20 protein-coding genes are annotated in these 23,671 nt (G+C 67.3%); 15 read left to right on the top strand and 5 right to left on the bottom strand.

Translation table 11 applies throughout. The features are described 5' to 3' along the window. The first annotated feature begins 2 nt into the window (after nucleotides 1-2). Nucleotides 3-890: a polyprenyl synthetase family protein gene (locus O5M90_RS08180; protein WP_269840615.1), complete on the top strand. Its 888-nt coding sequence runs from the start codon at nucleotides 3-5 to the stop codon at nucleotides 888-890. Nucleotides 891-932: 42 nt separating this feature from the next. Continuing rightward, the gene (dxs, locus tag O5M90_RS08175; RefSeq protein ID WP_137941674.1) at nucleotides 933-2,825 is read left to right on the top strand and encodes a 1-deoxy-D-xylulose-5-phosphate synthase; all 1,893 of its coding nucleotides are present in this window, start codon (nucleotides 933-935) and stop codon (nucleotides 2,823-2,825) included. Here the strand turns inward: dxs and O5M90_RS08170 are convergent. Beyond that, nucleotides 2,822-3,727, bottom strand: a complete 906-nt coding sequence (locus O5M90_RS08170) for a LysR family transcriptional regulator (RefSeq protein ID WP_269840614.1) — start codon at nucleotides 3,725-3,727, stop codon at nucleotides 2,822-2,824. The two genes, dxs and O5M90_RS08170, sit on opposite strands and share 4 nt — an antisense overlap. Before the next feature lie 107 nt (nucleotides 3,728-3,834). Between O5M90_RS08170 and lysA the strand changes: the two genes are divergently transcribed. The 4 genes from lysA (at nucleotide 3,835) to O5M90_RS08150 (ending at nucleotide 8,392) form a co-directional block, all read left to right on the top strand. After that, nucleotides 3,835-5,076 (top strand): diaminopimelate decarboxylase, encoded by a 1,242-nt coding sequence (gene lysA / locus O5M90_RS08165; RefSeq protein ID WP_269840613.1) that lies wholly within the window; start codon nucleotides 3,835-3,837, stop codon nucleotides 5,074-5,076. A gap of 141 nt (nucleotides 5,077-5,217) precedes the next feature. Then, the gene (ahpC, locus tag O5M90_RS08160) at nucleotides 5,218-5,781 is read left to right on the top strand and encodes an alkyl hydroperoxide reductase subunit C (protein WP_137941677.1); all 564 of its coding nucleotides are present in this window, start codon (nucleotides 5,218-5,220) and stop codon (nucleotides 5,779-5,781) included. A gap of 160 nt (nucleotides 5,782-5,941) precedes the next feature. After that, on the top strand, nucleotides 5,942-7,507 hold the full coding sequence (gene ahpF / locus O5M90_RS08155; RefSeq protein ID WP_269840612.1) for an alkyl hydroperoxide reductase subunit F: 1,566 nt from the start codon (nucleotides 5,942-5,944) through the stop codon (nucleotides 7,505-7,507). A gap of 228 nt (nucleotides 7,508-7,735) precedes the next feature. After that, the gene (locus tag O5M90_RS08150; RefSeq protein ID WP_269840611.1) at nucleotides 7,736-8,392 is read left to right on the top strand and encodes a PEP-CTERM sorting domain-containing protein; all 657 of its coding nucleotides are present in this window, start codon (nucleotides 7,736-7,738) and stop codon (nucleotides 8,390-8,392) included. Nucleotides 8,393-8,441: 49 nt separating this feature from the next. Here the strand turns inward: O5M90_RS08150 and rarD are convergent, their stop codons facing one another. Further along, complete coding sequence (gene rarD, locus O5M90_RS08145; RefSeq protein WP_269840610.1) at nucleotides 8,442-9,350, bottom strand: EamA family transporter RarD; 909 nt, start codon at nucleotides 9,348-9,350, stop codon at nucleotides 8,442-8,444. A 169-nt stretch (nucleotides 9,351-9,519) separates the two neighbouring features. On the opposite strand from rarD, the gene O5M90_RS08140 reads away from it, so the two are divergent. Together O5M90_RS08140 and O5M90_RS08135 are read left to right on the top strand one after the other, a co-directional pair. After that, a complete protein-coding gene (locus tag O5M90_RS08140; RefSeq protein WP_262969683.1) occupies nucleotides 9,520-9,789 on the top strand; it encodes a MoaD/ThiS family protein in 270 nt (89 codons plus the stop codon). Between the two features lie 4 nt (nucleotides 9,790-9,793). After that, complete coding sequence (locus tag O5M90_RS08135; protein WP_440401935.1) at nucleotides 9,794-10,876, top strand: WD40/YVTN/BNR-like repeat-containing protein; 1,083 nt, start codon at nucleotides 9,794-9,796, stop codon at nucleotides 10,874-10,876. On the opposite strand, the gene O5M90_RS08130 is transcribed toward O5M90_RS08135, so the two are convergent. Then, nucleotides 10,855-11,580, bottom strand: coding sequence for a pseudouridine synthase (locus O5M90_RS08130; RefSeq protein ID WP_269840608.1), 726 nt, complete (start codon nucleotides 11,578-11,580; stop codon nucleotides 10,855-10,857). The two genes, O5M90_RS08135 and O5M90_RS08130, sit on opposite strands and share 22 nt — an antisense overlap. Before the next feature lie 187 nt (nucleotides 11,581-11,767). On the opposite strand from O5M90_RS08130, the gene O5M90_RS08125 reads away from it, so the two are divergent. Beyond that, entirely contained in the window at nucleotides 11,768-11,899 is a 132-nt protein-coding gene (locus tag O5M90_RS08125) for a hypothetical protein (RefSeq protein ID WP_262969680.1), read from the top strand. On the opposite strand, the gene O5M90_RS08120 is transcribed toward O5M90_RS08125, so the two are convergent. Further along, entirely contained in the window at nucleotides 11,892-12,290 is a 399-nt protein-coding gene (locus O5M90_RS08120) for a YchJ family protein (RefSeq protein WP_269840655.1), read from the bottom strand. The genes O5M90_RS08125 and O5M90_RS08120 overlap by 8 nt on opposite strands. 5 nt (nucleotides 12,291-12,295) lie before the next feature. Continuing rightward, the gene (locus O5M90_RS08115; RefSeq protein WP_269840607.1) at nucleotides 12,296-13,252 is read right to left on the bottom strand and encodes a bifunctional helix-turn-helix transcriptional regulator/GNAT family N-acetyltransferase; all 957 of its coding nucleotides are present in this window, start codon (nucleotides 13,250-13,252) and stop codon (nucleotides 12,296-12,298) included. A gap of 65 nt (nucleotides 13,253-13,317) precedes the next feature. Here O5M90_RS08115 and O5M90_RS08110 point away from each other — a divergent pair, with 65 nt between their 5' ends. From O5M90_RS08110 to O5M90_RS08085, 6 genes are all read left to right on the top strand, one after another. Beyond that, nucleotides 13,318-15,720, top strand: coding sequence for a UvrD-helicase domain-containing protein (locus tag O5M90_RS08110; RefSeq protein WP_269840606.1), 2,403 nt, complete (start codon nucleotides 13,318-13,320; stop codon nucleotides 15,718-15,720). A 178-nt stretch (nucleotides 15,721-15,898) separates the two neighbouring features. After that, nucleotides 15,899-18,103, top strand: a complete 2,205-nt coding sequence (locus tag O5M90_RS08105) for a PhoX family protein (RefSeq protein WP_269840605.1) — start codon at nucleotides 15,899-15,901, stop codon at nucleotides 18,101-18,103. A gap of 171 nt (nucleotides 18,104-18,274) precedes the next feature. Continuing rightward, entirely contained in the window at nucleotides 18,275-18,823 is a 549-nt protein-coding gene (locus O5M90_RS08100) for a sigma-70 family RNA polymerase sigma factor (protein ID WP_440401934.1), read from the top strand. Continuing rightward, entirely contained in the window at nucleotides 18,820-19,836 is a 1,017-nt protein-coding gene (locus O5M90_RS08095; RefSeq protein ID WP_269840604.1) for a FecR family protein, read from the top strand. The genes O5M90_RS08100 and O5M90_RS08095 overlap by 4 nt, the downstream gene beginning before the upstream one ends. A gap of 76 nt (nucleotides 19,837-19,912) precedes the next feature. After that, nucleotides 19,913-22,291 carry a TonB-dependent siderophore receptor gene (locus tag O5M90_RS08090; RefSeq protein WP_269840603.1) on the top strand — a complete coding sequence of 793 codons (2,379 nt, stop codon included), beginning with the start codon at nucleotides 19,913-19,915 and terminating at the stop codon, nucleotides 22,289-22,291. Nucleotides 22,292-22,332: 41 nt separating this feature from the next. Further along, complete coding sequence (locus O5M90_RS08085) at nucleotides 22,333-23,658, top strand: lysine N(6)-hydroxylase/L-ornithine N(5)-oxygenase family protein (protein WP_269840602.1); 1,326 nt, start codon at nucleotides 22,333-22,335, stop codon at nucleotides 23,656-23,658. The last annotated feature ends 13 nt before the right edge of the window (nucleotides 23,659-23,671 follow it).

Genomic DNA, 23,671 nt, shown 5'->3' with positions numbered 1-23,671 from the left:
GCGTGGATGCCGGAGTTTTTGAACAATGGGTGCAGCGTTCGCTGTGCTCTTATGAAGAATCGTTGGACGCCTGGGTGCCGGAATCGGCCCCGGCCGGCCTTGGTGTGGCCATGCGCTATGCGGTGCTGGAAGGCGGCAAGCGCCTGCGCCCGCTGCTGGTGCTGGCCGCCTGCGATGCGGTGCAGGGCGAGTCCGAGGCGGCGATGCGCGCGGCCTGTGCGGTCGAGTTGATCCATGCCTATTCGCTGGTGCATGACGATATGCCCTGCATGGACAACGACGTGCTGCGCCGCGGCAAGCCGACCGTCCATGTGGCTTTCGGCGAGGCCCAGGCCATGCTGGCCGGCGATGCGATGCAGGCCCTGGCCTTCGAGGTGCTGACGCCCGACAGCGGTGTGGCACCGGCGCTGCAGGCGCGGCTGTGTGCGCTGCTGGCCCGTGCGTCGGGCCATGCCGGCATGGCCGGCGGTCAGGCCATCGATCTGGCCAGTATTGGCAAGGCGCTGGACGAGGCCGAGTTGCGCGATATGCACCGCCGCAAGACCGGCGTGCTGCTGCAGGCCAGCGTGCTGATGGGCGCGGCCTGCGGCGCGACCACGCCGGCGGCCTGGGACGGACTGTCCAAGTATGGCGCCGCCATCGGCCTGGCTTTCCAGGTGGTGGACGATATCCTGGATGTGACGCAAGATTCCGAGGTGCTGGGCAAGACGGCTGGCAAGGACCAGGATGCCAACAAGCCGACCTATGTGTCGGTGCTGGGCCTGGACGCGGCACGCCGCTATGCGGACAAGTTGCGCGACGAGGCGCATCAGGCGCTGATCGCCAGCGGCTTGCCCAACACGGCCTGGTTGAGCCTGCTGGCCGACAAGGTCGTCGAGCGGGATAACTGACTTGAGAGCCAGTTGCGCTACCACTGAGAGCTGGGGAACATCATGAACAAGACCCTGCTGAACCAAATCAACAGCCCCGCCGATCTGCGCCGCCTGCCGCGCACCGATCTGGCGCGCCTGGCCGATGAGTTGCGCGCCTTTGTGCTGGATTCGGTGTCCAAGACCGGTGGCCATCTGGGCTCGAATCTGGGCACGGTCGAGCTGACCGTGGCCCTGCACTATGTCTTCAACACCCCGCAGGACCGCCTGGTCTGGGATGTGGGCCACCAGACCTATCCGCACAAGATCCTGACTGGCCGGCGCGACCGCATGGGCACGCTGCGCCAGCTGGACGGCATCAGCGGCTTTCCGCGCCGCGACGAGAGCGAGTACGACACCTTCGGCACCGGCCACTCCAGCACCTCGATCTCGGCGGCGCACGGCATGGCTATGGCCGCCAAGCTCAAGGGTGAGGACCGCAAGGTCGTCGCCATCATCGGCGATGGCTCGATGACGGCCGGCATGGCCTTCGAGGCGCTGAACAATGCCGGCGTCGCCCACGGCGGCCTGCTGGGCGATGTGCTGGTGATACTGAACGACAACGATATGTCGATCAGCCCGCCGGTCGGTGCGCTGAACAAGTATCTGGCGCGGCTGATGAGCGGCAAGTTCTACGCCACCGCGCGCGAGGGCGCCAAGTCGGTGCTGAAGAACACGCCGCTGTACGAGTTTGCGCGCCGCTTCGAGGAGCACACCAAGGGCATGGTCGTGCCCGGCACGATCTTCGAGGAGTTCGGCTTCAACTATGTCGGGCCCATCGACGGCCATGACCTCGATTCGCTGATTCCCACGCTGGAGAATCTGCGCGGCAAGAAAGGCCCGCAATTCCTGCACGTGGTGACCAAGAAGGGCCAGGGCTACAAGCTGGCTGAGGCGGATCCGGTCAAGTACCACGCGGCTTCGGCGAAGTTCGATCCGGCGGTGGGCTTCGTCAAGCCCGCGTCGCCGCCCAAGCCGGCTTTCATGCATATATTTGGTGACTGGCTGTGCGATATGGCCGAGTTGGACCAGCGCCTGGTCGGCATCACGCCGGCGATGCGCGAAGGCTCGGGCATGGTGGACTTCCACAAGCGCTTCCCGACCCGCTACTACGATGTCGGCATTGCCGAGCAGCATTCGGTCACCTTTGCGGCCGGCCTGGCCTGCGAGGGCCTGAAGCCGGTGGTGGCGATCTACTCGACCTTCTTGCAGCGTGCCTATGACCAGATGGTGCACGATGTGGCGATCCAGAATCTGCCAGTGCTGTTCGCGCTGGACCGTGCCGGCCTGGTCGGCGGTGATGGTGCGACTCATGCCGGCAACTACGACATCGCCTACACCCGCTGCATCCCGAATATGGCCATTCTGACTCCGGCCGACGAGAACGAGTGCCGTCAGGCCTTGTTCACCGGCTTCCAGCATGCGGGGCCAGTCACGGTGCGTTACCCGCGTGGCTCGGGTGCCGGCGTCGAAGTGCAAAAGGCCATGCAGGCCCTGCCTTGGGGCAAAGGCGAGCTGCGCCGGCGCGGCTCGCGCATCGCCATCCTGAGCTTCGGCACCTTGCTGTACCCGGCGCTGAAGGCGGCCGAGTCGCTGGACGCGACCGTGGCCAATATGCGCTTCGTCAAGCCGCTGGACCATGAGTTGGTGGCCGAGCTGGCGCGCACGCACGACGCGCTGGTGACGGTGGAGGATGGCTGCCTGATGGGCGGTGCCGGCTCGGCCGTGCTGGAGTCGCTGCAAGCCGCAGGGCTGGCGGTGCCGGTGCTGCAGCTGGGTCTGCCCGACGAGTTTGTCGAACATGGCGACCCGGCCAAGCTGATGGCCTTGTGCGGGCTGGATGCCGCCGGCATCGAGCAAAGCATCCTGAAGCGCTTCGGTGCCCGGCCCACGCTGGCCCGGGCCGCCAACAGCTAAACGGGCAAGCGGTCTTGCAGCGCGGCCGCATGGCTGCGCAGGCAGTCCAGCAGGTCTTGCACTAGCGGCTGGGCTGGGCGGTACTGGGGCAGCAGCGCGCTGACCCGGAACGGCACCGACACCGCAAACCGCCGCAGCTGCAGACCCGGCCCGGCGCAGGCCAGGGCCGTCAGCGGATTGACGATGGCCAGGCCCAGACCGGCCTGCACCATCGCGCAGACGGCGGCCGCGCTGTGGGTCTCGATGGCCAGCCGGCGCCGCACGCCGGCGGCCGCAAAAATCGCATCGAACTGAAGCCGGTACGGATCCTCGGTCGAGAGGCTGACGAAGCCCTGGCCCTCGAAATCGGCCGGCTCGAGCACGGTCTTGGCCAACAGCGCATGACCGGCCGGCAGCACGCAGACCTCGTCACCCTGCCACAGCGGCTCCAGCCGCGTGCCCGCCGCCGCCTGGGCCTGCTCGCTGAGGCCCAGATCGAAGCGCTGGGCCGTCATCCATTCCTCCAGCAGCGGCGACTCCTGCGGCGTGATCGACAGCTCGGCCGCCGGGTGACGCTGCACAAAGGCGGCGCAGGCGCCGGGCAGCAGCGCATGGCTCAAGGCCGGCAGGCACAGCACCGCGAGCCGGGTCTGCTCGGCCCGGCCCAACTGAGCCGCGCGCTCGGTGACCCGTTGCAGGCCCTGATAGCTGCGTTCGACCTCGTCGAACAGAGCCAGCGCCCGGGCGGTGGCGCGCAGCCGGCCTTGCTGGCGTTCGAACAGCGCATAGCCCAGCAACTGCTCTATCCGGGCCAGCTCGCGGCTGACGGTGGGCTGGGAGCTGTGCAGCAGGCCGGCCGCGCCGGTGACGCTGCCGGACGTCATCACGGCACGGAACACCTCGATATGGCGATGGGTCAACATCAGCAAACCATATCAGGATTGAATGGGTATTGGAAATGAAAGCATTTGAATGAATGGGTAGATGCAGGCATGCTGGCCGCCATCTCCCGACTGCCTGCGAGCACGCCATGCCCCGTCCCCATTCCGCCCCCTTGCTCTGGTCGCTGGCCGAGCGCTTCGGCACGCCTTTGTGGGTGTATGACGCGGCCGTGATCCGCCAGCGCATCGCCGCGCTGAAGGCCTTCGACACCGTGCGTTTCGCCCAGAAGGCCTGCTCCAACACCCATGTGCTGCGCCTGATGCGGGAGCAGGGCGTCAAGGTCGATGCGGTGTCACGCGGCGAGATCCTGCGGGCGCTGAAGGCCGGTTTCGAGGCGGGCGGCGACGAGATCGTCTTCACCGCCGACCTCTTGGACCGCGAGACGCTGGCCACCGTGGTCGAGCACCGCGTGCCGGTCAATGCCGGCTCGATCGATATGCTGGGCCAGCTGGGCGCCGCATCGCCCGGCCATCCGGTCTGGCTGCGCATCAACCCCGGTTTCGGCCACGGCCACAGCAACAAGACCAATACCGGCGGCGAGCACAGCAAGCATGGCATCTGGCATACCGAGCTGGGCGCGGCACTGGCGGCCATCAAGACCCATGGCCTGAGGCTGGTGGGCTTGCATATGCATATCGGCTCGGGCGTCGACTACAGCCATCTGAGTCAGGTCTGCGGCGCGATGGTCGAGCTGGTGCGCCAGGCCCGTGCGGCCGGCCATGATCTGCAGGCGATCTCGGCCGGCGGCGGTCTGTCCATTCCCTACCGGGACGGCGAGGCGGTGATCGACACCGCCCACTACTTCGGCCTCTGGGATGCCGCGCGCAAGCAGGCTGAGGGCATAGTCGGCCATGTATTGGGGCTGGAGATCGAGCCGGGCCGCTTCCTGGTGGCGGAATCCGGCCTGCTGCTCACTGAGGTGCGCGCCGCCAAGAATGCCGGCCGCAATCACTTCGTGCTGGTCGATGCCGGCTTCAACGAGCTGATGCGCCCGGCCATGTATGGCAGCTATCACGCGATGAGCCTGCTGGCCAAGGACGGGCAGCCGCGCCCCAGCCGGCCCAGCGTGGTGGCCGGCCCGCTGTGCGAGTCGGGCGATGTCTTCACCCAGGAGGATGGCGGCGTGGTGGTGCCGCGCGAGCTGCCGCAGGCCCAGGTCGGCGACTTGCTGGTGATCCATGACACCGGCGCCTATGGCGCCTCGATGTCCAGCAACTACAACAGCCGGCCGCTGATCGCCGAGGTGATGGTGGATGGCGACGACCCGGCCTCGGCCCGCCTGATCCGGCGTCGGCAGACGGTCGAGGAGCTGTTGCTGCTCGAAGATTGATGTTGCTATCGCACATTTTCAGTGCAATAGCCTTTATCAATAGGCTCAGGCAATGACTCCGATTTGATTAATCAAAACTAAGGGCCGATAGGGGCCGATATGATTCAGTCCATTCCCATCCACCCTTAGCGGAGTTTTCCCATGTCTTTGATCAACACCCAAGTTCAACCGTTCAAGGCCCAGGCTTTCCACAACGGCAAGTTTGTTGAAGTGACCGAAGCGTCGCTGAAGGGCAAGTGGTCGGTCCTGATCTTCATGCCGGCTGCCTTCACCTTCAACTGCCCGACCGAAGTGGAAGACGCGGCCGAGCACTACGCCGAGTTCCAGAAGGCCGAGACCGAGGTCTACATCGTCACGACCGACACGCACTTCTCGCACAAGGTCTGGCACGAGACCTCGCCGGCCGTCGGCAAGGCCAAGTTCCCGCTGGTTGGTGACCCGACCCACGCGCTGACCAATGCCTTCGGCGTGCACATCCCCGAAGAAGGCCTGGCCCTGCGCGGCACCTTCGTGATCAACCCGGATGGCGTGATCAAGACCGCCGAGATCCACTCCAACGAGATCGCCCGCGACGTCAAGGAAACCCTGCGCAAGCTCAAGGCTGCCCAGTACACCGCCAAGAACCCCGGCCAGGTCTGCCCGGCCAAGTGGAACGAAGGCGCCAAGACCATCGCTCCGTCGCTGGATCTGGTCGGCAAGATCTAAAGCGCTTGCGCTGATTTGATCGGCAAGAAAACCGCAGGCCCGAACGGGCTTGCGGTCCCCCCAAGGCTTAGACAGCCCCGCTGAAAACGTCCCCGGTCTCCTCGGGCGTTTTCAGAGTGGCATGTATCGCCACGCCTGAAAACAGCAAAGGATGACCATCATGTTGGACGACAGCCTGAAGACCCAGCTCAAGAGCTATCTGGAGCGCGTCACCCAGCCCTTCGAGATTGAAGCCTCGCTGGACGATTCCGCCAGCGCGCAGGAGTTGCTGGCCCTGCTGCGGGACATCGACGCGATGTCCGACAAGATCACGCTGAAGACCGATGGCCAGGATGCCCGCAAGCCGTCCTTCAGCCTCAAGCGCCTGAATCAAAGCGCAGGTACGGAGCAAAGCCTTCGCTTTGCCGCCATCCCGCTGGGCCACGAGTTCACCTCGCTGGTGCTGGCCCTGCTGTGGACCGGCGGCCATCCGCCCAAGGTCGAGCCCGAGGTGATAGCCCAGATCAAGGCCCTGGACGGCGACTACGCCTTCGAGGTCTATATGTCGCTGACCTGCCATAACTGCCCGGACGTGGTGCAGGCGCTGTCGCTGATGTCGGTGCTGAACCCACGGGTCAAGACGGTGGTCATCGACGGCGGCCTGTTCCAGGACGAGGTCAATGGCCGCGAGATCATGGCCGTGCCCAGCGTCTGGCTCAACGGTGCGCCCTTCGGCTCGGGCCGCATGACGGTCGAGGAGATCGTCGCCAAGCTCGACACCGGCGCGGCGGACAAGGATGCCGCCAAGCTGTCGGCCAAGGAGGCTTTCGATGTGCTGGTGGTCGGTGGCGGCCCGGCCGGCGCGGCAGCGGCCGTCTATGCGGCGCGCAAGGGCATACGCACCGGCATCGCGGCCGAGCGTTTCGGCGGCCAGGTCAATGACACGCTGGCGATCGAGAATTACATCTCGGTGCTGGAGACCGATGGCCCGAAGTTCGCGATGAGCCTGGAGGCCCATGTGAAGGCCTATGGCGTCGACGTGATGAATCTGCAGCGCGGCGACAAGCTGATACCGGCCAGCGTGCCCGGCGGTCTCATCGAAGTGCAACTGGCCAATGGCGGCTCGCTGAAAAGCAAGACAGTGATCTTGTCGACCGGCGCGCGCTGGAGAAACGTCAATGTGCCCGGCGAGCAGGAATACAAGAACAAGGGCGTGGCCTACTGCCCCCATTGCGACGGCCCGCTGTTCAAGGGCAAGCGCGTCGCGGTGATCGGCGGCGGCAACTCGGGTGTCGAGGCCGCGATCGACCTGGCCGGCATCGTCGCCCATGTCACGCTGCTGGAGTTCGGCGATCAGCTGCGTGCCGATGCGGTGCTGGTCAGGAAGCTGGAGAGCCTGGCCAATGTCACCATCATCAAGCAGGCCCAGACCAGCGAGTTCACCGGCGCGGCCGGCAAGCTCAACGGCCTGAACTACATCGATCGCGTCAGCGGCGAGGCCAAGCGCATCGAGCTCGAAGGCGTGTTCGTGCAGATCGGCCTGGTGCCCAATACCGAGTGGCTCAAGGGCGTGATCGAGCTCAGCAAGCACGGCGAGATCATCGTCGACGCCAAGGGTCAGACCTCGGTGCCGGGTGTGTTCGCCGCCGGCGATGCGACCACCGTGCCCTTCAAGCAGATCATCATCGCCGCTGGCGATGGCGCGAAGGCCGCGCTGGCGGCGTTCGATCACCTGATCCGCCACTGATCGATGGGGCTGTCCCGAGCGGTCTACCCATCGCAGCCCTCAGGCTTGCGGCGACATAGGCCGACCGATGGATGCCGGCGATTTGCGTTTGGGCCTGAGACGGCGCCGGTCGCAGTGTTCACAAGGGTGTCGGTGTTGGGGATGTACCGCCTGGCGCGGCAACGCTAATGTTTCGCCGGTATCTCTCGATACCGGAGTTTCATGCCGTCCCCGCCACAGGAGTCGCCCATGTCCTATGCCCGAACGCTTCTATCGATGTCCGCCCTGATGGGGCTGCCATTGCTGGCCCAGGCCACGGTCCTGCCCTTCACATCGACCTTCGGCTCCGGTGGCCTGGCTTCCTACGGAGATCGGATCACCGGCTCATCCCAGGACGGCGCCAGTTATTCCGAAGGCGCGGGATGGACGCCCGATGTGGAACTGGTGTTCGCTACGCTCGGTGGAGGTGGTCCCGCGACCTTGTGGTCGTCCGGCTATGCCTCGCTGACTTGGGCATTGGGACATGGTTCCTTTGATGTCCCGTACCAAATTGATTTTGTGCCCGACGCCGGCGTGGCCGTGACCTTGCGCGGTTTCGATATCGCCACCTGGTCCTCCGGCTCTTACGCTACCGACATCCGCGTCTGGGATGACAACGGCAGCTTTGCGCAGCCCAACCTGCTGTCGTTTGCGGGCACGCTCAGCCCGCAGACCCTGTACCAGCCACTGTCAGCACCGGTGACGGGCACCGGCACCGTGCGTCTGTACCTGAGCAACTTGGGATCCACCGGGCTGGACAATGTCAGCTTCACGCAATCACCAGTCCCTGAACCGGGCACGCTGTTACTGATGGGTGCAGGTCTGGCGGCCCTGGCCGCGCGTCGTGCCGCCGCGCGCCATCGCTGACCGGATCGCTGCACAGCGGCAGCGCTGGGCGTGCCGCTCGGCAGGCTCCTCACTCGCTGCTCCGCTGAAGGGCGCCTAGCGTGGTCGGCGCAGCGCGCCGGCTCGTCCACAGCCCCTCCAGGCTGTAGAGCGCCAGCGCCGCCCAGATGCAGGCAAAGGCCACCAGACGGGCCGGCTCCAGCGGCTCGCGGAACAGCCAGACGCCCAGCAGGAACTGCATCGTCGGCGAGATGTACTGGATCAGGCCCAGGGTGGTCAGCGGCAGGCGCCGGGCACCGGCGGCGAACAGCAGCAGGGGCACGGCGGTCAGCGGTCCCGCCAGCAGCAGCCAGGTGATGCGCAGCGGCTCGCCCAGCGCAAAGGCGCTGTGGCCCTGCACGGTCCACACGGCCAGCGCGCCGGCGGCCACCGGCGCGATCAGCAGGGTCTCCAAGGTCAAGCCCTCCAGGGCTCCCAGAGGCGCGGTCTTGCGCACCAGGCCGTAGAAGCCGAAGCTGAAGGCAATGATCAGCGCGATCCATGGGGCCCGCCCGGTCTGCGTGGTCACCCACAGCACGCCAAACGCCGCCAACCCCACGGCCAGCCATTGCAGCGGTCGCGGCCGCTCGCGCAGAAATGCAAAGCCCAGCGCCACATTGATCAGCGGGTTGATGAAGTAACCCAGGCTGCCTTCCAGCACATGGCCATGCTGGACCGCCCAGACATAGGCCAGCGAGTTGATCACCAGCAGGCAGGCCGACAGCAGGAACAGGCCCAGCACGCGCGGCTGGCGCAGCACGGCCGGGGCCCAGGCCCAGCGCCGCAGCAAGGTCAGCAGCAGGGCCACGAAGCACAGCGACCACAGCGTGCGATGCGCCACCACCTCCAGCGCTGGCACCTCGCTCAGTTGCTTGAAATACAAGGGAAACAGGCCCCAGCACAGGTAGGCGAGGGCGGCATAGGCAACGCCCGGGTTCATTGTCTGGAAACTCCCTGGATGGCCGGGCGCAGAGCCCGGCCTGGTGCGCGATTCTGCCGACTCGCGAGGCCGCACGTTTCTGAGGGGCGTTTTTCGACAGGGACCGACGGCTTTTTCCTCCTGATCTTCCCTCTGTCGCGACCTGCTGCACGGCGGCACCATGCAGACCATGGCCCGCATCGTTTTCACGCCGCAGTTGCGTCGCTTCGTCGAGACTCCCGAGGTCCAGACCTCGGCCGCAAGCCTGCGCGACGGGCTGGAGGCCGCCTTCGCCGTCAATCCGCGGCTGCGCGGCTATGTGCTGGATGAGCAGGGTCATCTGCGCGCCAATGTGGCGGTCTTCATCGACGGTCGCCGCCTGCGCGATGGGCGCGACCTGAGCGACGCGCTGGCGGCAGACAGCGCCGTCCATGTCCTGCAAGCCCTGTCTGGAGGTTGATGTCATGAGCTTTGATGAATACGCCTGGGTCGCCACCCGCAAGGGCCTGTTCGAGTTGAAGCCCCGCGCCGGCGGCAGCTGGGAGATTGGCAACATCAGCTTCCTGGCCGAGCCGGTCAGCATGGTGCTGCCCGCGCCCAAGGGCGGCGGGCGCATGTTCGCGGCGCTGAATCTGGGCCATTTCGGCACCAAGCTGCAGGGCTCGGACGATGGCGGCAAGACCTGGACCGAGCTGGCCGTGCCGGCCTATCCGCCCCAGCCCGAGGGCGCCGAGGGTCCGGCCTGGAAGCTGCAGCAGATCTGGTCGCTGGAGCGGGTCGGCGGCACCCTGTGGGCCGGCACCAATCCCGGCGGTCTGTTCCGCAGCGATGACGAGGGGGCGAGCTGGCAGCTGGTCGAGTCGCTGTGGAACCGGCCCGAGCGCCTGGAATGGTTCGGCGGCGGTTACGACTCGCCGGGCATCCACTCGATCTGCCCCTATCCCGGCCGGCCCGAGGAACTGCTGCTGGGCATCTCCTGTGGCGGCGCCTGGCGTACGACGGACGGCGCCGCGAACTGGGATCTGCGCGCCGCCGGCATGCGGGCCGACTTCATGCCGCCCGAGCGCCTGGACGAGCAGAACATCCAGGACCCGCACCGCATCCAGCGCTGCGCCGGCGCGCCCGAGGTGCTGTGGTGCCAGCATCACTGCGGCATCTGGCGCTCGGCCGACAACGGCGCCTCCTGGCAGGAGTTCAAGGCCAGGCCCTCCAGCTTCGGCTTCGCGGTCGCGGCCCATCCGCAGGATCCGGGCACGGCCTGGTTCGTGCCGGCCGTCAAGGACGAGCAGCGCGTGCCGGTCGATGCCGCGCTGTGCGTGACCCGCACCCGCGACGGCGGCCAGAGCTTCGAGGTCTTGCGCGAGGGCCTGCCGCAGACCCACTGCTACGAGCTGATCTACCGCCACGGGCTGGCGGTCGATGACAGTGGCAGCCGCCTGCTGATGGGCAGCACCACCGGCGGCCTGTGGTCCAGCGATGACGCGGGCGACAGCTGGACCGAGGTCTCGCGCGGGTTGCCGCCTATCTACGCGCTGCGCATCGGCTGATCCTCGAGCCAGTCGCCGCGCTCGCGCAGCGCCTGCCACTCCGGCCCCGGCGGCGCCTGCAGGCACAGCGCCTCGCCGCTGATGGGGTGGGTCAGGCGCAGCTCCAGCCCGTGCAGCCAGAGCCGCTGCAGACCGAGGAAGCCGGCCACCGCGCGGTTCAACGGGCCCTTGCCATGGGTGGCGTCGCCGATGATGGGGTGGGCGATGTGCTTCAGGTGGCGGCGGATCTGGTGGCGCCGGCCGCTCTCGGGATGGGCCTCGACCAGTGCATAGCGGCTGCTCGGGAAGCGGTCATCGACGGCCAGCGGCCATTCCACCCGGGCCAGCCGCTGCCAGCCGGTGCGCGCCGCCAGCAGCTCCTGGCCGGCCGAGGCGCGCTCGGGGTCGCGCGCCAGCGCGTGGTCGATCAGCCCTTGCTCGGCCGGCCAGCCCCGCACCAGGGCCAGATAGCGCTTCTTCATCGCCCCGCTCTCGAAGGCCTGGCCCAGCAGCGAGGCCATCTCGCCGGAGAGCGCGAACAGCAGCAGGCCCGAGGTGCCCTTGTCCAGCCGGTGCGCCGGCCAGACGGGCCGGCCCAGCTGGTCGCGCAGCATCTGCAGCGCAAAGCGCTGCTCCTGCGCATCGAGCGCGGTGCGGTGCACCAGCAGGCCGGCCGGTTTGTCGATGGCGACGAGGTGCTCGTCGATGTGGAGGATCTGCAACATCAAGCGGCGTGATGGAGTTCGCGCTTGTCCCCGGCTTGCGGGGCACAAGGCATTGATTCGGGCGAGAAACGGTCGCTTACTAGGATTAACCCCAAAAGGGGGGAATGACAGCGAGGAGGGTCCTCGAAAGAATTCTGTCATTGCTTGTGTTCATCATTGATCTACCGCCAGCCTCCTGGAGTTCACCATGCCGCAAATCCTGCCCGTCGGACACCGCTCGCTGCTTGCCTCGGCCCGGGCCTGGCTGCTGCAAAAACTGGGTCGCGAGCCCGAGGCCTGGCCGCCGCGGCAGCGCGTGACCCGCTCCCTGCTCAGCTGAGCTCACCGTCCAGGTAGTACCAGGCGCCGTGCTCGCGCACGAAGCGGCTGGTTTCATGCAGGCGATGGGCGCGGCCGCCCAGCTTGCTGCGGGCGACGAATTCCACTGTCGCATGGTCGGCGTCCTGCCGCAGATGCTTTTTCACTTCCAGGCCCAGCCATTTGAGCCCTGGCTCATCGGGCGCCAGCGCCGCCGGCCGGCTGTCGGCATGCCAGCTGGCCAGCACATAGGCGCTCAGGCCGCGCACATAGGCGCTGTAGCGCGAGCGCATCAAGGCCTCGGCATCGGGTGCCTGCAGGCCCTGGCCGGCGGCAAAAGCGGCGTGCCAGCGGCCGCAGCAGTCTTGATAGTTCGAGTTCTTGCCGCAAGGGCAGCGGTCATCGGCGGCCATGCTCGTCATTCCAGATCCAGCTCCCAGGTCTCTCCGACCTGATCATGCCCGAAGCTGTGATGGGTTTCGCTGTGCGTCAGCCGGTAGCCCTCGGCCTGGTAGATGCCGCGCGCGGCGCTGAGCCGCTGATTGGTCCACAGCGTGATGCGCCGGTAGCCGGCTTCGCGAGCAAAGGCCGTGCAGGCCTGCGCCAACTGCTTGCCCAGGCCCAGGCCGCGCGCCTCGGGCTCGACCAGCAGCAGGCGCAGCTGGGCCACGCCGGGCCGCTCGGCACCCTGCTCGTCGCGGGCCTGGACCAGGAAGACGCAGCCCAGGCGCTGGCCCTCGCCGCCCTCGCGCTCGGCAATCCAGCCGCGCTCGCGCTGCGGCTGCCATTGCTCGACAAATTGCGCGGCGATGCGAGCCACCATGGCCTCGAAGCTCAGATCCCAGCCGAATTCCTGCGCATAGAGGGCGCCGTGGCGCGATACCACCCAACCCAGATCGCCGGGCACCAGCGCACGCAGCCGGGGGCTTGCGGTGGGACCGCCCTCCAGTAGTTGCTGCACCTCGCCCATGGCCCGCAGCAGCCGCGCCTGCTGGGCGCTGTTGAGTTTGCCCAGCATCTCGGCCGTCTGCGCCTGCGAGCCCTGGTCCAAGGGCGCGAAAGCGCGCCGGCCGGCCGCCGTCAGGCTCAGCAGGCTCTGACGCGCATCGGCGGGGTTGGCGCGGGCCTTGACCAGACCACGCTCGCGCAGGCCGCGCAGCAGCCGGCTCAGATAACCGCCGTCCAGGCGCAGCTCGCGACTCAGCTCGACGGCGCTGAGCTGGGGCTGATGCGCCAGCTCCCACAGCACGCGAGCCTCGGTCAGCGAGAACTCGCTATGGGCCAGGCCCTCGTCCAGCACGCCGATGCGGCGGGTGTAGAAGCGGTTGAAGGCGCGTACGGCGCCGGCGGGCTCGATCAGGCTTGTTGCATCCATGGCGGCTATCTTCGGCCAGATGCTTGCTTTTGGCAAGCATCTGGCCGGCCAACTAGAATGCCGCGATGAGTCAGCACCCCCAAGACGAGTTGTTCGCGCCGCCGCCCGAGGCGGCCGGCGGACTGTTGAAGAACCTCAACCCCGAGCAGTACGCGGCCGTCACCGCGCCGGCCGAGCCGGCCCTGATACTGGCCGGCGCCGGTTCGGGCAAGACCCGGGTGCTGACCACCCGCATCGCCTGGCTGATGCAGACCGGCCAGGTCTCGCCCGGCGGCGTGATGGCGGTGACCTTCACCAACAAGGCCTCGAAGGAAATGCAGACGCGCTTGTCGGCGATGCTGCCGGTCAATGTGCGCGGCATGTGGATAGGCACCTTCCACGGCCTGTGCAACCGTTTCCTGCGCGCGCACTGGAAACTGGCCGGCCTGCCGCAGGGCTTCCAGATTCTCGATTCCAGCGACACGGTGTCGGCGATCAAGCGCGTGATCAAGGCGATGAAGCTGGACGAGGAGCGCTACGTGCCCAAGCAGGTCAGCTGGTTCATCGCCGGCGCCAAGGAGGACGGGCTACGACCCAAGGACATCGAAGCCTACGACGAGCAGATGAAGACCCAGGTCCTGATCTACCAGGCCTTCGAGGACCAGTGCGCGCGCGAGGGCGTGGTCGACTTCGCCGAGCTGATGCTGCGCTCCTATGAGCTGATGCGCGACAACCAGGCGGTGCGCGAGCACTACCAGCGCCGTTTCCAGCACATCCTGGTCGACGAGTTCCAGGACACCAACAAGCTGCAGTACGCCTGGCTGAAGATGTTTGCGCCGCCGGGGCGGGGCCAGAGCGTGCTGGCGGTCGGCGATGATGACCAGAGCATCTATGCCTTCCGTGGCGCGCGGGTCGGCAATATGGCCGACTTCGAGCGTGAGTACCGGGTCAAGCGCGTGATCAAGCTGGAGCAGAACTACCGCAGCTTCGGCAACATCCTCGATTCGGCCAATGAGCTGATCAGCCGCAACACCAAGCGCCTGGGCAAGGATTTGCGTACGGACGCAGGCCCCGGCGAGCCGGTGCGGGTCTACGAGGCGGCCAGCGATTTCGCCGAGGCGCAGTGGCTGATCGAGGAGGCCCAGGCCATGCATCGCAGCGGCATTGAGCGCAAGGAAATCGCCGTGCTCTACCGCAGCAATGCGCAGTCGCGGGTGATCGAGTCGGCGCTGTTCAATGCCGGCATCCCGTACCGCGTCTACGGCGGTCTGCGATTCTTCGAGCGGGCCGAGGTCAAGCATGCGCTGAGCTATCTGCGCCTGCTGGAGAACCCGAACGACGACACCAGCTTTCTGCGCGTCGTCAACTTTCCGACGCGCGGCATCGGTGCGCGGGCGATCGAGCTCCTGCAGGACGCGGCGCGCGCCTCGGGCCGCAGCCTCTACCAGAGCGTCAACGCGGTGGCCGGCAAGGCCGGCAGCAATCTGCAGGGCTTCACCGCGCTGATCGACTCGACCCGCAATCTGACGCAAGGCCTGACCCTGCGCGAGATCATCGAGCAGATCCTGGAAGTTTCCGGTCTGAACGAGTTCTATCGCAACGACAAGGACGGCGCCGAGCGGCTCGAGAATCTGGGCGAACTGATCAACGCGGCCGAGGCCTTCGTGACGCAGGAGGGCTTTGGCAAGGATGCGGTGGCGCTGCCCGTGGACGAACTGGCGCCCGGAGCGATTGCGCAAGGCCTGCCCGCAGCGGTGGCCCCGGCCAATTTCACGCCCGATGCCGAGACCGGCGAAATCATGTCGCCGCTGGCGGCCTTCCTGACCCATGCCTCGCTGGAAGCCGGCGACAACCAGGCCCAGGCCGGCCAGGACGCGGTGCAACTGATGACCGTGCACTCGGCCAAGGGCCTGGAGTTCGATGCGGTCTTCATCACCGGGCTGGAAGAGGGGCTGTTCCCGCACGAGAACTCGCTGTCCGACAGCGACGGCCTGGAGGAGGAGCGGCGCCTGATGTATGTGGCGATCACGCGGGCGCGCCAGCGCCTGTACCTGTGCTTCAGCCAGACCCGCATGCTGCACGGCCAGACCCGCTACAACGTCAAGAGCCGCTTCTTCGACGAGCTGCCCGAGGCCGCGCTGAAATGGCTGACGCCGCGCAACCAGGGCTTCGGTTCGGGCTTTGCGAAGGAGTACCAGGACGCCTGGTCGCGCGGCTCGGGACTCAAGTCCATGGTCGGCGCCGGTCGTGTCAACCACGAGAAGGCCGCCTGGGCCCAACCACCGGTACCCCCTTCGATGCAGAAGAAGGAAGACAAGGAACACGGCGGCCTGAAGGTCGGCAAGGGCGTGTTCCACACCAAGTTCGGCGAGGGTGTGCTGGTGACCCTGGAGGGCAGCGGCCAGGATGCGCGCGCCCAGGTCAACTTCGGGCGGCATGGCATGAAGTGGCTGGCCTTGAGCGTGGCCAAGCTGACGCCGATCGACTGAGGGCTGGGCGCTGGGCGCACGCGCGCTGCTTGGTCTGAGCCCCGCCTTTGCCGGCCAAGTCCGGATCGGGGCCTGCGCCGCGTCGTGCTGTCACAGTCGAGTCTTTGATATGTCACGGAATTTTCACCGGCCATGATCAGACTGCGCGGCTTCAAGCAAGCACCAGAGGCAGTCCCCCATGTCCCAAGACACCCGCTACGTCGACCCCGACGAGATCGACCACAACAACAGCGCCAACGAGAGCTTCCAGAGCGTGCTGCAGGCACGCCTGGCGCGCCGCTCCATCCTGCGCGGCGCCATCGGCAGCGCGGCAACGGCGGTGTTCGGCGGCATCACGCTGTCGGCCTGTGGCGGCGGCGACGATGATGAACCAGCGCCGCTGAAGCCGCTGGAGAAGCTGGGCTTCACCGCCGTGGCCAAGAGCCTGGCCGACCAGGTGGTTGTGCCCGCCGGCTACAGCGCCAGCATCATCTATGCGCTGGGCGATCCGCTGACCGCCACCGCCACCGCCTACAAGAACGACGGCAGCGATGCCGACTTCGAGAACCGCGCCGGCGACCACCACGACGGCATGGAGTACTACGGCCTGTCCGCCGACGGCAAGCCCGATGCCAAGGCTTCGGCCCGCGGCCTGCTGGTGATGAACCATGAGGCGACCAGCCACAGCGGCAGCGAGCGCGCCTCGGCTTTTGTGCATATCAACGGCGGCACCAACACGTTACCGCGCCCGGCCGCCGAGGTCGACCGCGAAGTGCCGCTGCATGGCGTCTCGGTCGTCGAGGTCAGGAAGAGCGGCGCCGCCTTCGCCTATGTGAAGGACTCGGCCTTCAACCGCCGCATCACGCCGCTGACCCCGGTCACGCTGTCCGGCCTGGGCGCCGGTTCGGGCCTGATGAAGACCAAGTACTCGACCGACGGCAAGACCGCACGCGGCACCTTGAACAACTGCGGCACCGGCTCCACCCCCTGGGGCACGACGCTGACCGGCGAAGAGAACTGGGCCGGCTACTTCACCCGTGGCACAGCGGACGATGCAGCGCGCGGCAATGACAAGAGCGTCGCCTCGCTGAAGCGCTATGGCCGCAACCAGGGCGCCGCGAGCCGCCATGGCTGGGAGACCGGCGGCGCCGACGACAAGTACGCGCGCTGGGATATCTCGAAGAAGGGTGCCTCCGCCGACGGCAGCGACGACTACCGCAACGAGCTGAACACCTTCGGCTATCTGGTCGAGATCGATCCCTACAGCAAGACCAGCGCCATCAAGAAGCGCACCAGCCTGGGCCGCTTCGCGCACGAGAGCGCTGCCTTCAGCAAGCTGGTCGAGGGCAAGCCCCTGGCCGTCTATATGGGTGACGACTCGCGCGGCGAGTACATCTACAAATGGGTGTCGGCCGCCAACTGGGCCGCCGCCGATGCCAACCCGGCCGACCGCATCGCCACCGGCGACAAGTACCTGGACGCCGGCAAGCTCTACGTCGCCAAGTTCAACGCCGACGGTACGGGCACGTGGATCGAGCTGGCGATCGGCAACGCCGTGATCAAGGCCGCGACCAACTACGCCTTCGCCGACCAGGCTGACGTGGTGGTCAATGCCCGCCTGGCCGCCGACGCGGTGGGCGCGACCAAGATGGACCGCCCCGAGTGGTGCGCCAGCCACCCGGTCACCGGCGAGGTCTACTTCACGCTGACCAACAACAGCAACCGCACCGTCGCGACGACCGATGCCGCCAACCCGCGCGCCTATGACGACACCAAGGGCGCAAGCACCAAGCAGAGCGGCAATGTCAACGGCCACATCATCCGTGTCGCTGAGGTCGCCGGCGACGCGACCGCCACCACCTTCAAGTGGGACGTCTATTTGTTCGGTGCCGAGGCCGGCGCCGACAAGGGCCTGGTCAATCTGTCCTCGCTGACCGAAGACCAGGACATGTCCAGCCCCGACGGCCTGTGGTTCAGCCGCGCCACCGGCCTGTGCTGGATCCAGACCGACGACGGCGCCTTCACCGACAAGAGCAACTGCATGATGCTGGCCGGCATCCCCGGCAGCGTCGGCGACGGCGCCAAGAAGACCCTGGCCTACACCGGCAAGAGCGTCGACACCTATATCGGCAAGGCACCGACGGCCGATACGCTGAAGCGCTTCCTGGTCGGCCCCGTCGACTGCGAGATCACCGGCTGCGCCGAGACGCCCGATGGCAAGGCCTTGTTCGTCAACATCCAGCACCCGGGCGAGACCATCACATCGGCCACGGTGACTGACCCGAGCAAGTACCTGAGCCACTGGCCCGGCAATGCCGGCTACGGCGCTGGCGGTCCGAATGCCCGCCCGCGCTCGGCCACCATCGTGATCACCAAGAACGACGGCGGGGTGATCGGCAGCTGAGCGGCAGACATCGATTGAAATGAAACAAGCCCTCGGGTCGGGACCCGAGGGCTTTCTTATTTCTGTCGCTCGCTTGGTTAATAATGAGAATTATTGTTAATTGCATCGGGTTCGCCGCCGCCATACCTTGACGCCCGTCTGCCAGGGCCTCCGTCAATCCATGGTCGAGCCGTGTTCGAGCGCTACTACCAAGAACTGCTGAATTTCTGCACCCGTGCCTTGCGCGACCGCGAGGCCGCCGCCGATCTGGTGCAGGAAAGCTATGCCCGGGTGCTGGCCCTCCAGCAGTCCGGCCAGCCGGTGCCCGAGCCGCGTGCCTTGCTCTACCGCACGGCGCGCAATCTGCAGATTGACCAGCACCGGCGCGGCGCGGTGCGCGCCGAGTTGAGCAGCACAGGGCAGGCCGTGGACGAGGCCGACGAGCCGATGAGGGAGTTCGCCGCGCCGACGGCCTGCGAGCCCGAGACGGTGCTGGCCTCGGGCCAGGCGGTCGAGGCCTTGCTGGCCACCATCGAAAACCTGCCGCTGCGCTGCCGCGAGGCCTTTGTGCTGCACAAGTTCGACGGCCTGCCTCATGCCGAGGTGGCGCAGCGCATGGGCATCTCGCGCAAGATGGTGGAGCAGCATATTGCGCTGGCCCTGCAGGCCTGCCGGCGCTGCCGCGAGGGTCAGGACTTGCGGGCCAAGGTGCCGCCGCCGAAGAAAAAAAGCACGCCATGAGAACCGAGCTGCCAGCTTCCTTGCCAGCCGATCCGCCGCTGGCCGAGATCGAGCGCCTCGCCCTGCACTGGTTCGTGCGCAGCGCCGGCGGCACGCCGCTGGACGCGGCCGAGCGGGCCGCCTTGCAGGCCTGGCTGGCGGCCGATGCCGCCCATGCGGCGGCGCTGGCGCGCTGGCAGGGCGACTGGCGCTCGCTTGACGCCTTGCCAAGCGCCGGGGTGCAGCGCCTGCGCCGACAACTGGCCAGCGAGCGCGGCGTGTGCAGGCGCGAGCACTGGCACGAGCGCCGGTGGGCGGGCGCCTTGCTGGCCGGCCTGCTGATGGCCGTCAGCGGTCTGGGCTGGGCCTGGTGGCAGGCGCCGGTGTTTGCTCAGCAGTTCGCCACCGCGCGCGGCCAGCAGCTCGAGGTCAGCCTGCCCGACGGCAGCCAGCTGCGCCTGGACAGTGCCTCGCGCGCCGAGGTGACCCTGTACCGCTCGCGCCGCGAGGTCCGCCTGCGCGAGGGGCAGACGGTTTTCGAGGTCAAGGGCAATGCGGCGCGGCCGTTCGAGGTGCAGGCCGGACCGCTGCGCATCACCGTGGTCGGTACCCGCTTCGCGGTGCGCCACACACCGGGCCTGCCGGGCCATGGCGGCGCGAGCGTCGCGGTCGAGGAGGGGCGCGTGCAACTGAGCGCGCGGCAGGGACCGACGCTGGAGCTGAGGGCCGGTCAGCAGATAGCCAGCGATGCCACCGGCCGGCTCGGGCCGGTCAGCGTCGTCGCTGCGGCCGGCATCGCGCCCTGGCGCGAGCACCGGCTGAGCGTTGTCGACATGCCGCTGTCCGCCGTGCTGGCCGAGTTCGAGCGCTACGGCCCGGTGCCCTGGGCGCTGCGCGACCCGGCCGTTGCGGCGCTGCGCGTCAGCGGCAGCTTCGATCTGCGGCGCTTCGACAACTTCGGCCGCATCCTGCCCCAGGTGCTGCCGGTGCGCCTGCGCGAGCAGGGCGGCGTCATCGAGATCGTCGCGCGCTGAGAAAAGAAAGTTTCGGATCGACCTGGGGTGCCGGGCGCTTGCTGCGTCTACATGAGAAGAATTCTTATTCAATCTCATGACAACGACACTCCTTCGACGACTCCCACTCCCTTCCGCCTCGCTGGCCCTGCTGCTGGCCATCGCCGGGGTGCATGCCCAGCCGGTCGGCGAGGCGCCCGGCACGGCCCAGATTCACATGGCGGCCCAGCCGCTGGCGAGCGCGCTCAACGAGCTGGCCCGGCAGGCCGGACTGGAGTTGATGGTGCAGGCCGAGTTGGTGACGGGCAAATCGGCGCCGGCCCTGTCCGGGCGGCTGACACCGCAGCAGGCGCTGGATCGCTTGCTGGCCGGCAGCGGGCTGAGCGCCGTCATCGATGGCCGGGCGGTCATCGTCAGGGCGGCGGGTTCGCCGGCCTTGCCGCTCGTGCGTGCGCGGGCCGAGCGGGCGGCCGCTGCGGGAGGCGAGGGCGACCCTCTCATCAAACGCAGTGCTGCGGGCAGCAAGACCGACACGCTGTTGCTGGAGATGCCGCAATCGATCTCGGTCGTCGCCAGGCAGCAGCTTGAGGACCAGAGGCCTCGTGCCGTCCCCGAGGCGCTGAACTACACCCCCGGCACCTTCACCGGCCTGGTCGGCGCATCGAACCGCTACGACTATGTGGCGCTGCGCGGCTTCAAGGACAGCAGCGTCGACAGCACCCTGCTCGATGGGCTGCGCCTGCTCAGCGATCAGGGCAGCTACACCTCGATGCAGGTCGACCCCTTCTTCCTGGAGCGCATCGACGTCGTGCGCGGCCCGGCCTCGGTGCTCTACGGCCGAGCCTCGCCGGGCGGGGTCGTCGCGCTGACCAGCATGACGCCGCAGTTCCAGCCCCAGCGTGAGCTGGAGCTGACGCTGGGCAACCGCGGCCGCGTGGAGGCCGGTTTCAATCTGACAGGGCCGGTCGACGCGCAGGGCGTGGCCGCCTACCGCCTGATGGGGCTGGCGCGCGGCCTGGATTCGCAGTTCCAGCATGTCAAGGAGCAGCGCCAGGCCATCGCGCCCTCGCTGGCCCTCAACCTCTCGAAGGACACGGTGCTGCTGCTGCAGGCCTATTTCCAGCATGACCCGCAGGGCAGCTATCACAGCGGCGTGCCGGTCGATGCCAGCCTGACGACGGAACACAACGGCCGGCGCATCTCGCGCCATTTTTTCGATGGCGATCCCAGCGTCGAGCAGTACCGCCGCACCCAGCGCTTCCTCGGTTACCAGCTGGAGCATCACTTCAACCCGCAATGGAAGTTCCGCCAGCATCTGCGCCATGTGACGGCCGACACGACCCTGCGCCAGGTCTATGGCTATGGCTGGGCCGGCCCCGACACGCTGACCCGCTACTACTCCGGCGCCGACGAGTCGACCCGCGGCCACACGGTCGACAACCAGCTCGAAGGGCAGCTCGAGACCGGCCGGGTCAAGCACACCGTGGTGGCCGGGCTGGACTACCAGAAGCGCCGCGTCGACGGCCGCTGGTCCTGGGGCAATGCCACACCGATCAATGTCTTCACGCCCAGCTATGGCAACCCGGGCCTCAGCGATCTGGGCGGCGCGGACATCGATCGACGGCTGGAGCAGACCGGCGTCTACCTGCAGGACCAGATGGCGCTGGGCGCCTGGCGCCTGACCCTGGGCGGGCGCCACGACCGCGCCAGCGCCGCTAACCTGATGGGCACCGGCAGTCCGGCGCAATGGCGGGGCTCCAAATTCACCAAGCGGGCCGGCGCCGTCTATCTGTTCGACAACGGCCTGGCCCCGTACATCAGCTATTCGGACGGCTTCAACCCGGGCGTGCGCAATGACGAGGCCGGCCAGATCCTGCCGCCGGCCGAGTCGCGTCAGACCGAGCTGGGCCTGCGCTACCAGCCGGCGAACTCAGCCACGCTGCTGTCGGCGGCGGTCTACGAGCTGAACCAGGACAAGGTGGCAACGCGGCCGGTCGGCAAGTACTACGACGTGCCGGCCGGCAAGGTGCGCTCGCGCGGCCTGGAGCTGGAGGCGCGCGCCGCACTGAGCGCCCAGCTGTCGCTGCAGGCCAGCTACACCTTCACCGACATGAGCTATGTGAAGTCGGCCTCGGGCCACACCGGCAACACGCCTTACCAGGCACCGCGCCATATGGCCTCGGCCTGGGCCGACTGGCGCTTCGCGCCCGGCTATGCGCTGGGCGCGGGCCTGCGCCATGTCGGCAGCAGCTGGGGCGACGACGACAACAGCTTCAAGGCCCGGCCCTACACCCTGGTCGATCTGATGCTGCGCGTTGACCTGCAGCAGCTCAGCCCGGCGCTGAAGGGCAGCAGCCTGCGCCTGGCCGCCAACAACCTGTTCGACAAAAGCTATGTGGCGTCCTGCTACGGCCAGGCCTATTGCTACTGGGGCGATGCGCGCAGCCTGGTCGCGACGCTGGCCTATCGCTGGTAGGGCACCGGCAGCAGTTTCTGGTAAGCGGGAGTGGGAGTGCCATGAAGAACACCAATGTCCATGCCTTCGTCGCGATCGGGCTCGGGCCCTTCAACCTGAGCCTGGCCTGTCTGGCGGAGCCCATCGCCGAGCTCGACGGCCTGTTCCTGGAGCGCAATACCGAGTTCAGCTGGCACCCCGGCATGTTGATCGACAGCTGCACCTTGCAGAACCCCTTTCTGGCTGACCTGGTCAGCCTGGCGGACCCGAAGAGCCCGTTCAGCTTTCTGAACTATTGCAAGGAGGAGGGCAAGCTCTATGCCTACTACTTCCGCGAGAACTTTTACCTGACGCGGGCCGAGTACAACGACTACTGCCGCTGGGCCGCGGCACGGCTGAGCAAGGTGCGCTTCGGTCATGAGGTTCAGGAACTGGTCTATGACAGCCAGGCCGGCTGCTATGTGATCACCGGCGTGCGGGGCGAGCGGCGCGAACCTTTTGTGCTGCGGGCTCGCAAGCTGGTGCTGGGTGTCGGCTCCAAGCCCTTGCTGCCGGCATTCTGCGAACCGCGCGAGCACCGCTGGCTGCACAGCGCCGACTACATCGCCCACAAAGCCTGGCTGCAGCGCAAGCGCTCGATCACCATCGTCGGCAGCGGCCAGAGTGCGGCCGAGGTCTATCACGATTTGCTGAAGGAGGCCGATGCGCACGAGTACCGGCTGACCTGGATCACGCGCTCGCCGCGCTTCTTCCAGATGGAGACCACCAAGCTGACCCTGGAGATGTTCTCGCCCGACTACATCGACTACTTCTACCAGCTCGATGAGCGCAAGAAGGAGCGCATCGTGCGCACCCAGGACAGCCTCTACAAGGGCGTCAACGCCAGCCTGATCAACCAGATCTACGACCTGCTCGACGACCGGCGCAAACGCGGCCTGCCGCTGCGCAGCCGTCTGATCGCCAACTGCGAGCTGCAGGGCTGCCGCTACGAAACCGATAGCGACGGCGACAGCTATGCGCTGGAGTTCCGCCAGCTTGACTGCGAGACGCGTTATGCGCATCGCTGCGAAGGCCTGGTGTTCGCGACCGGCTACCGCGAGAACATCCCGCCCTTCGTCGACGGCATTCGCGCACGCCTGCGCTGGGACGAGCAGGGCCGCTACCGCCTGGCGCGCAACTACGCCGCCGACTTGAACGGCAACGAGATCTTTGTGCAGAACGCCGGCCAGCACACCCATGGCATGACCAACCAGGACCTGGGCATGAGCTGCTACCGCAATTCCTACATCCTGCGCGAGCTGACCGGTGTCGAGCATTACAAGATCGAGCGACGCGTCGCGATCCAGGATTTCGCGGTGCCGGTCGGCGCCGATTTCGTGCGGCTGTAAGCCAGGACCCCGC

Source organism: Paucibacter sp. M5-1, assembly GCF_027498415.2.
In the GTDB taxonomy this organism is placed as follows: Bacteria; Pseudomonadota; Gammaproteobacteria; order Burkholderiales; family Burkholderiaceae_C; genus Roseateles_E.
The sequence above is the reverse complement of the archived record's forward strand: the minus strand, read 5'-3'. Positions and strand labels throughout refer to the sequence as shown.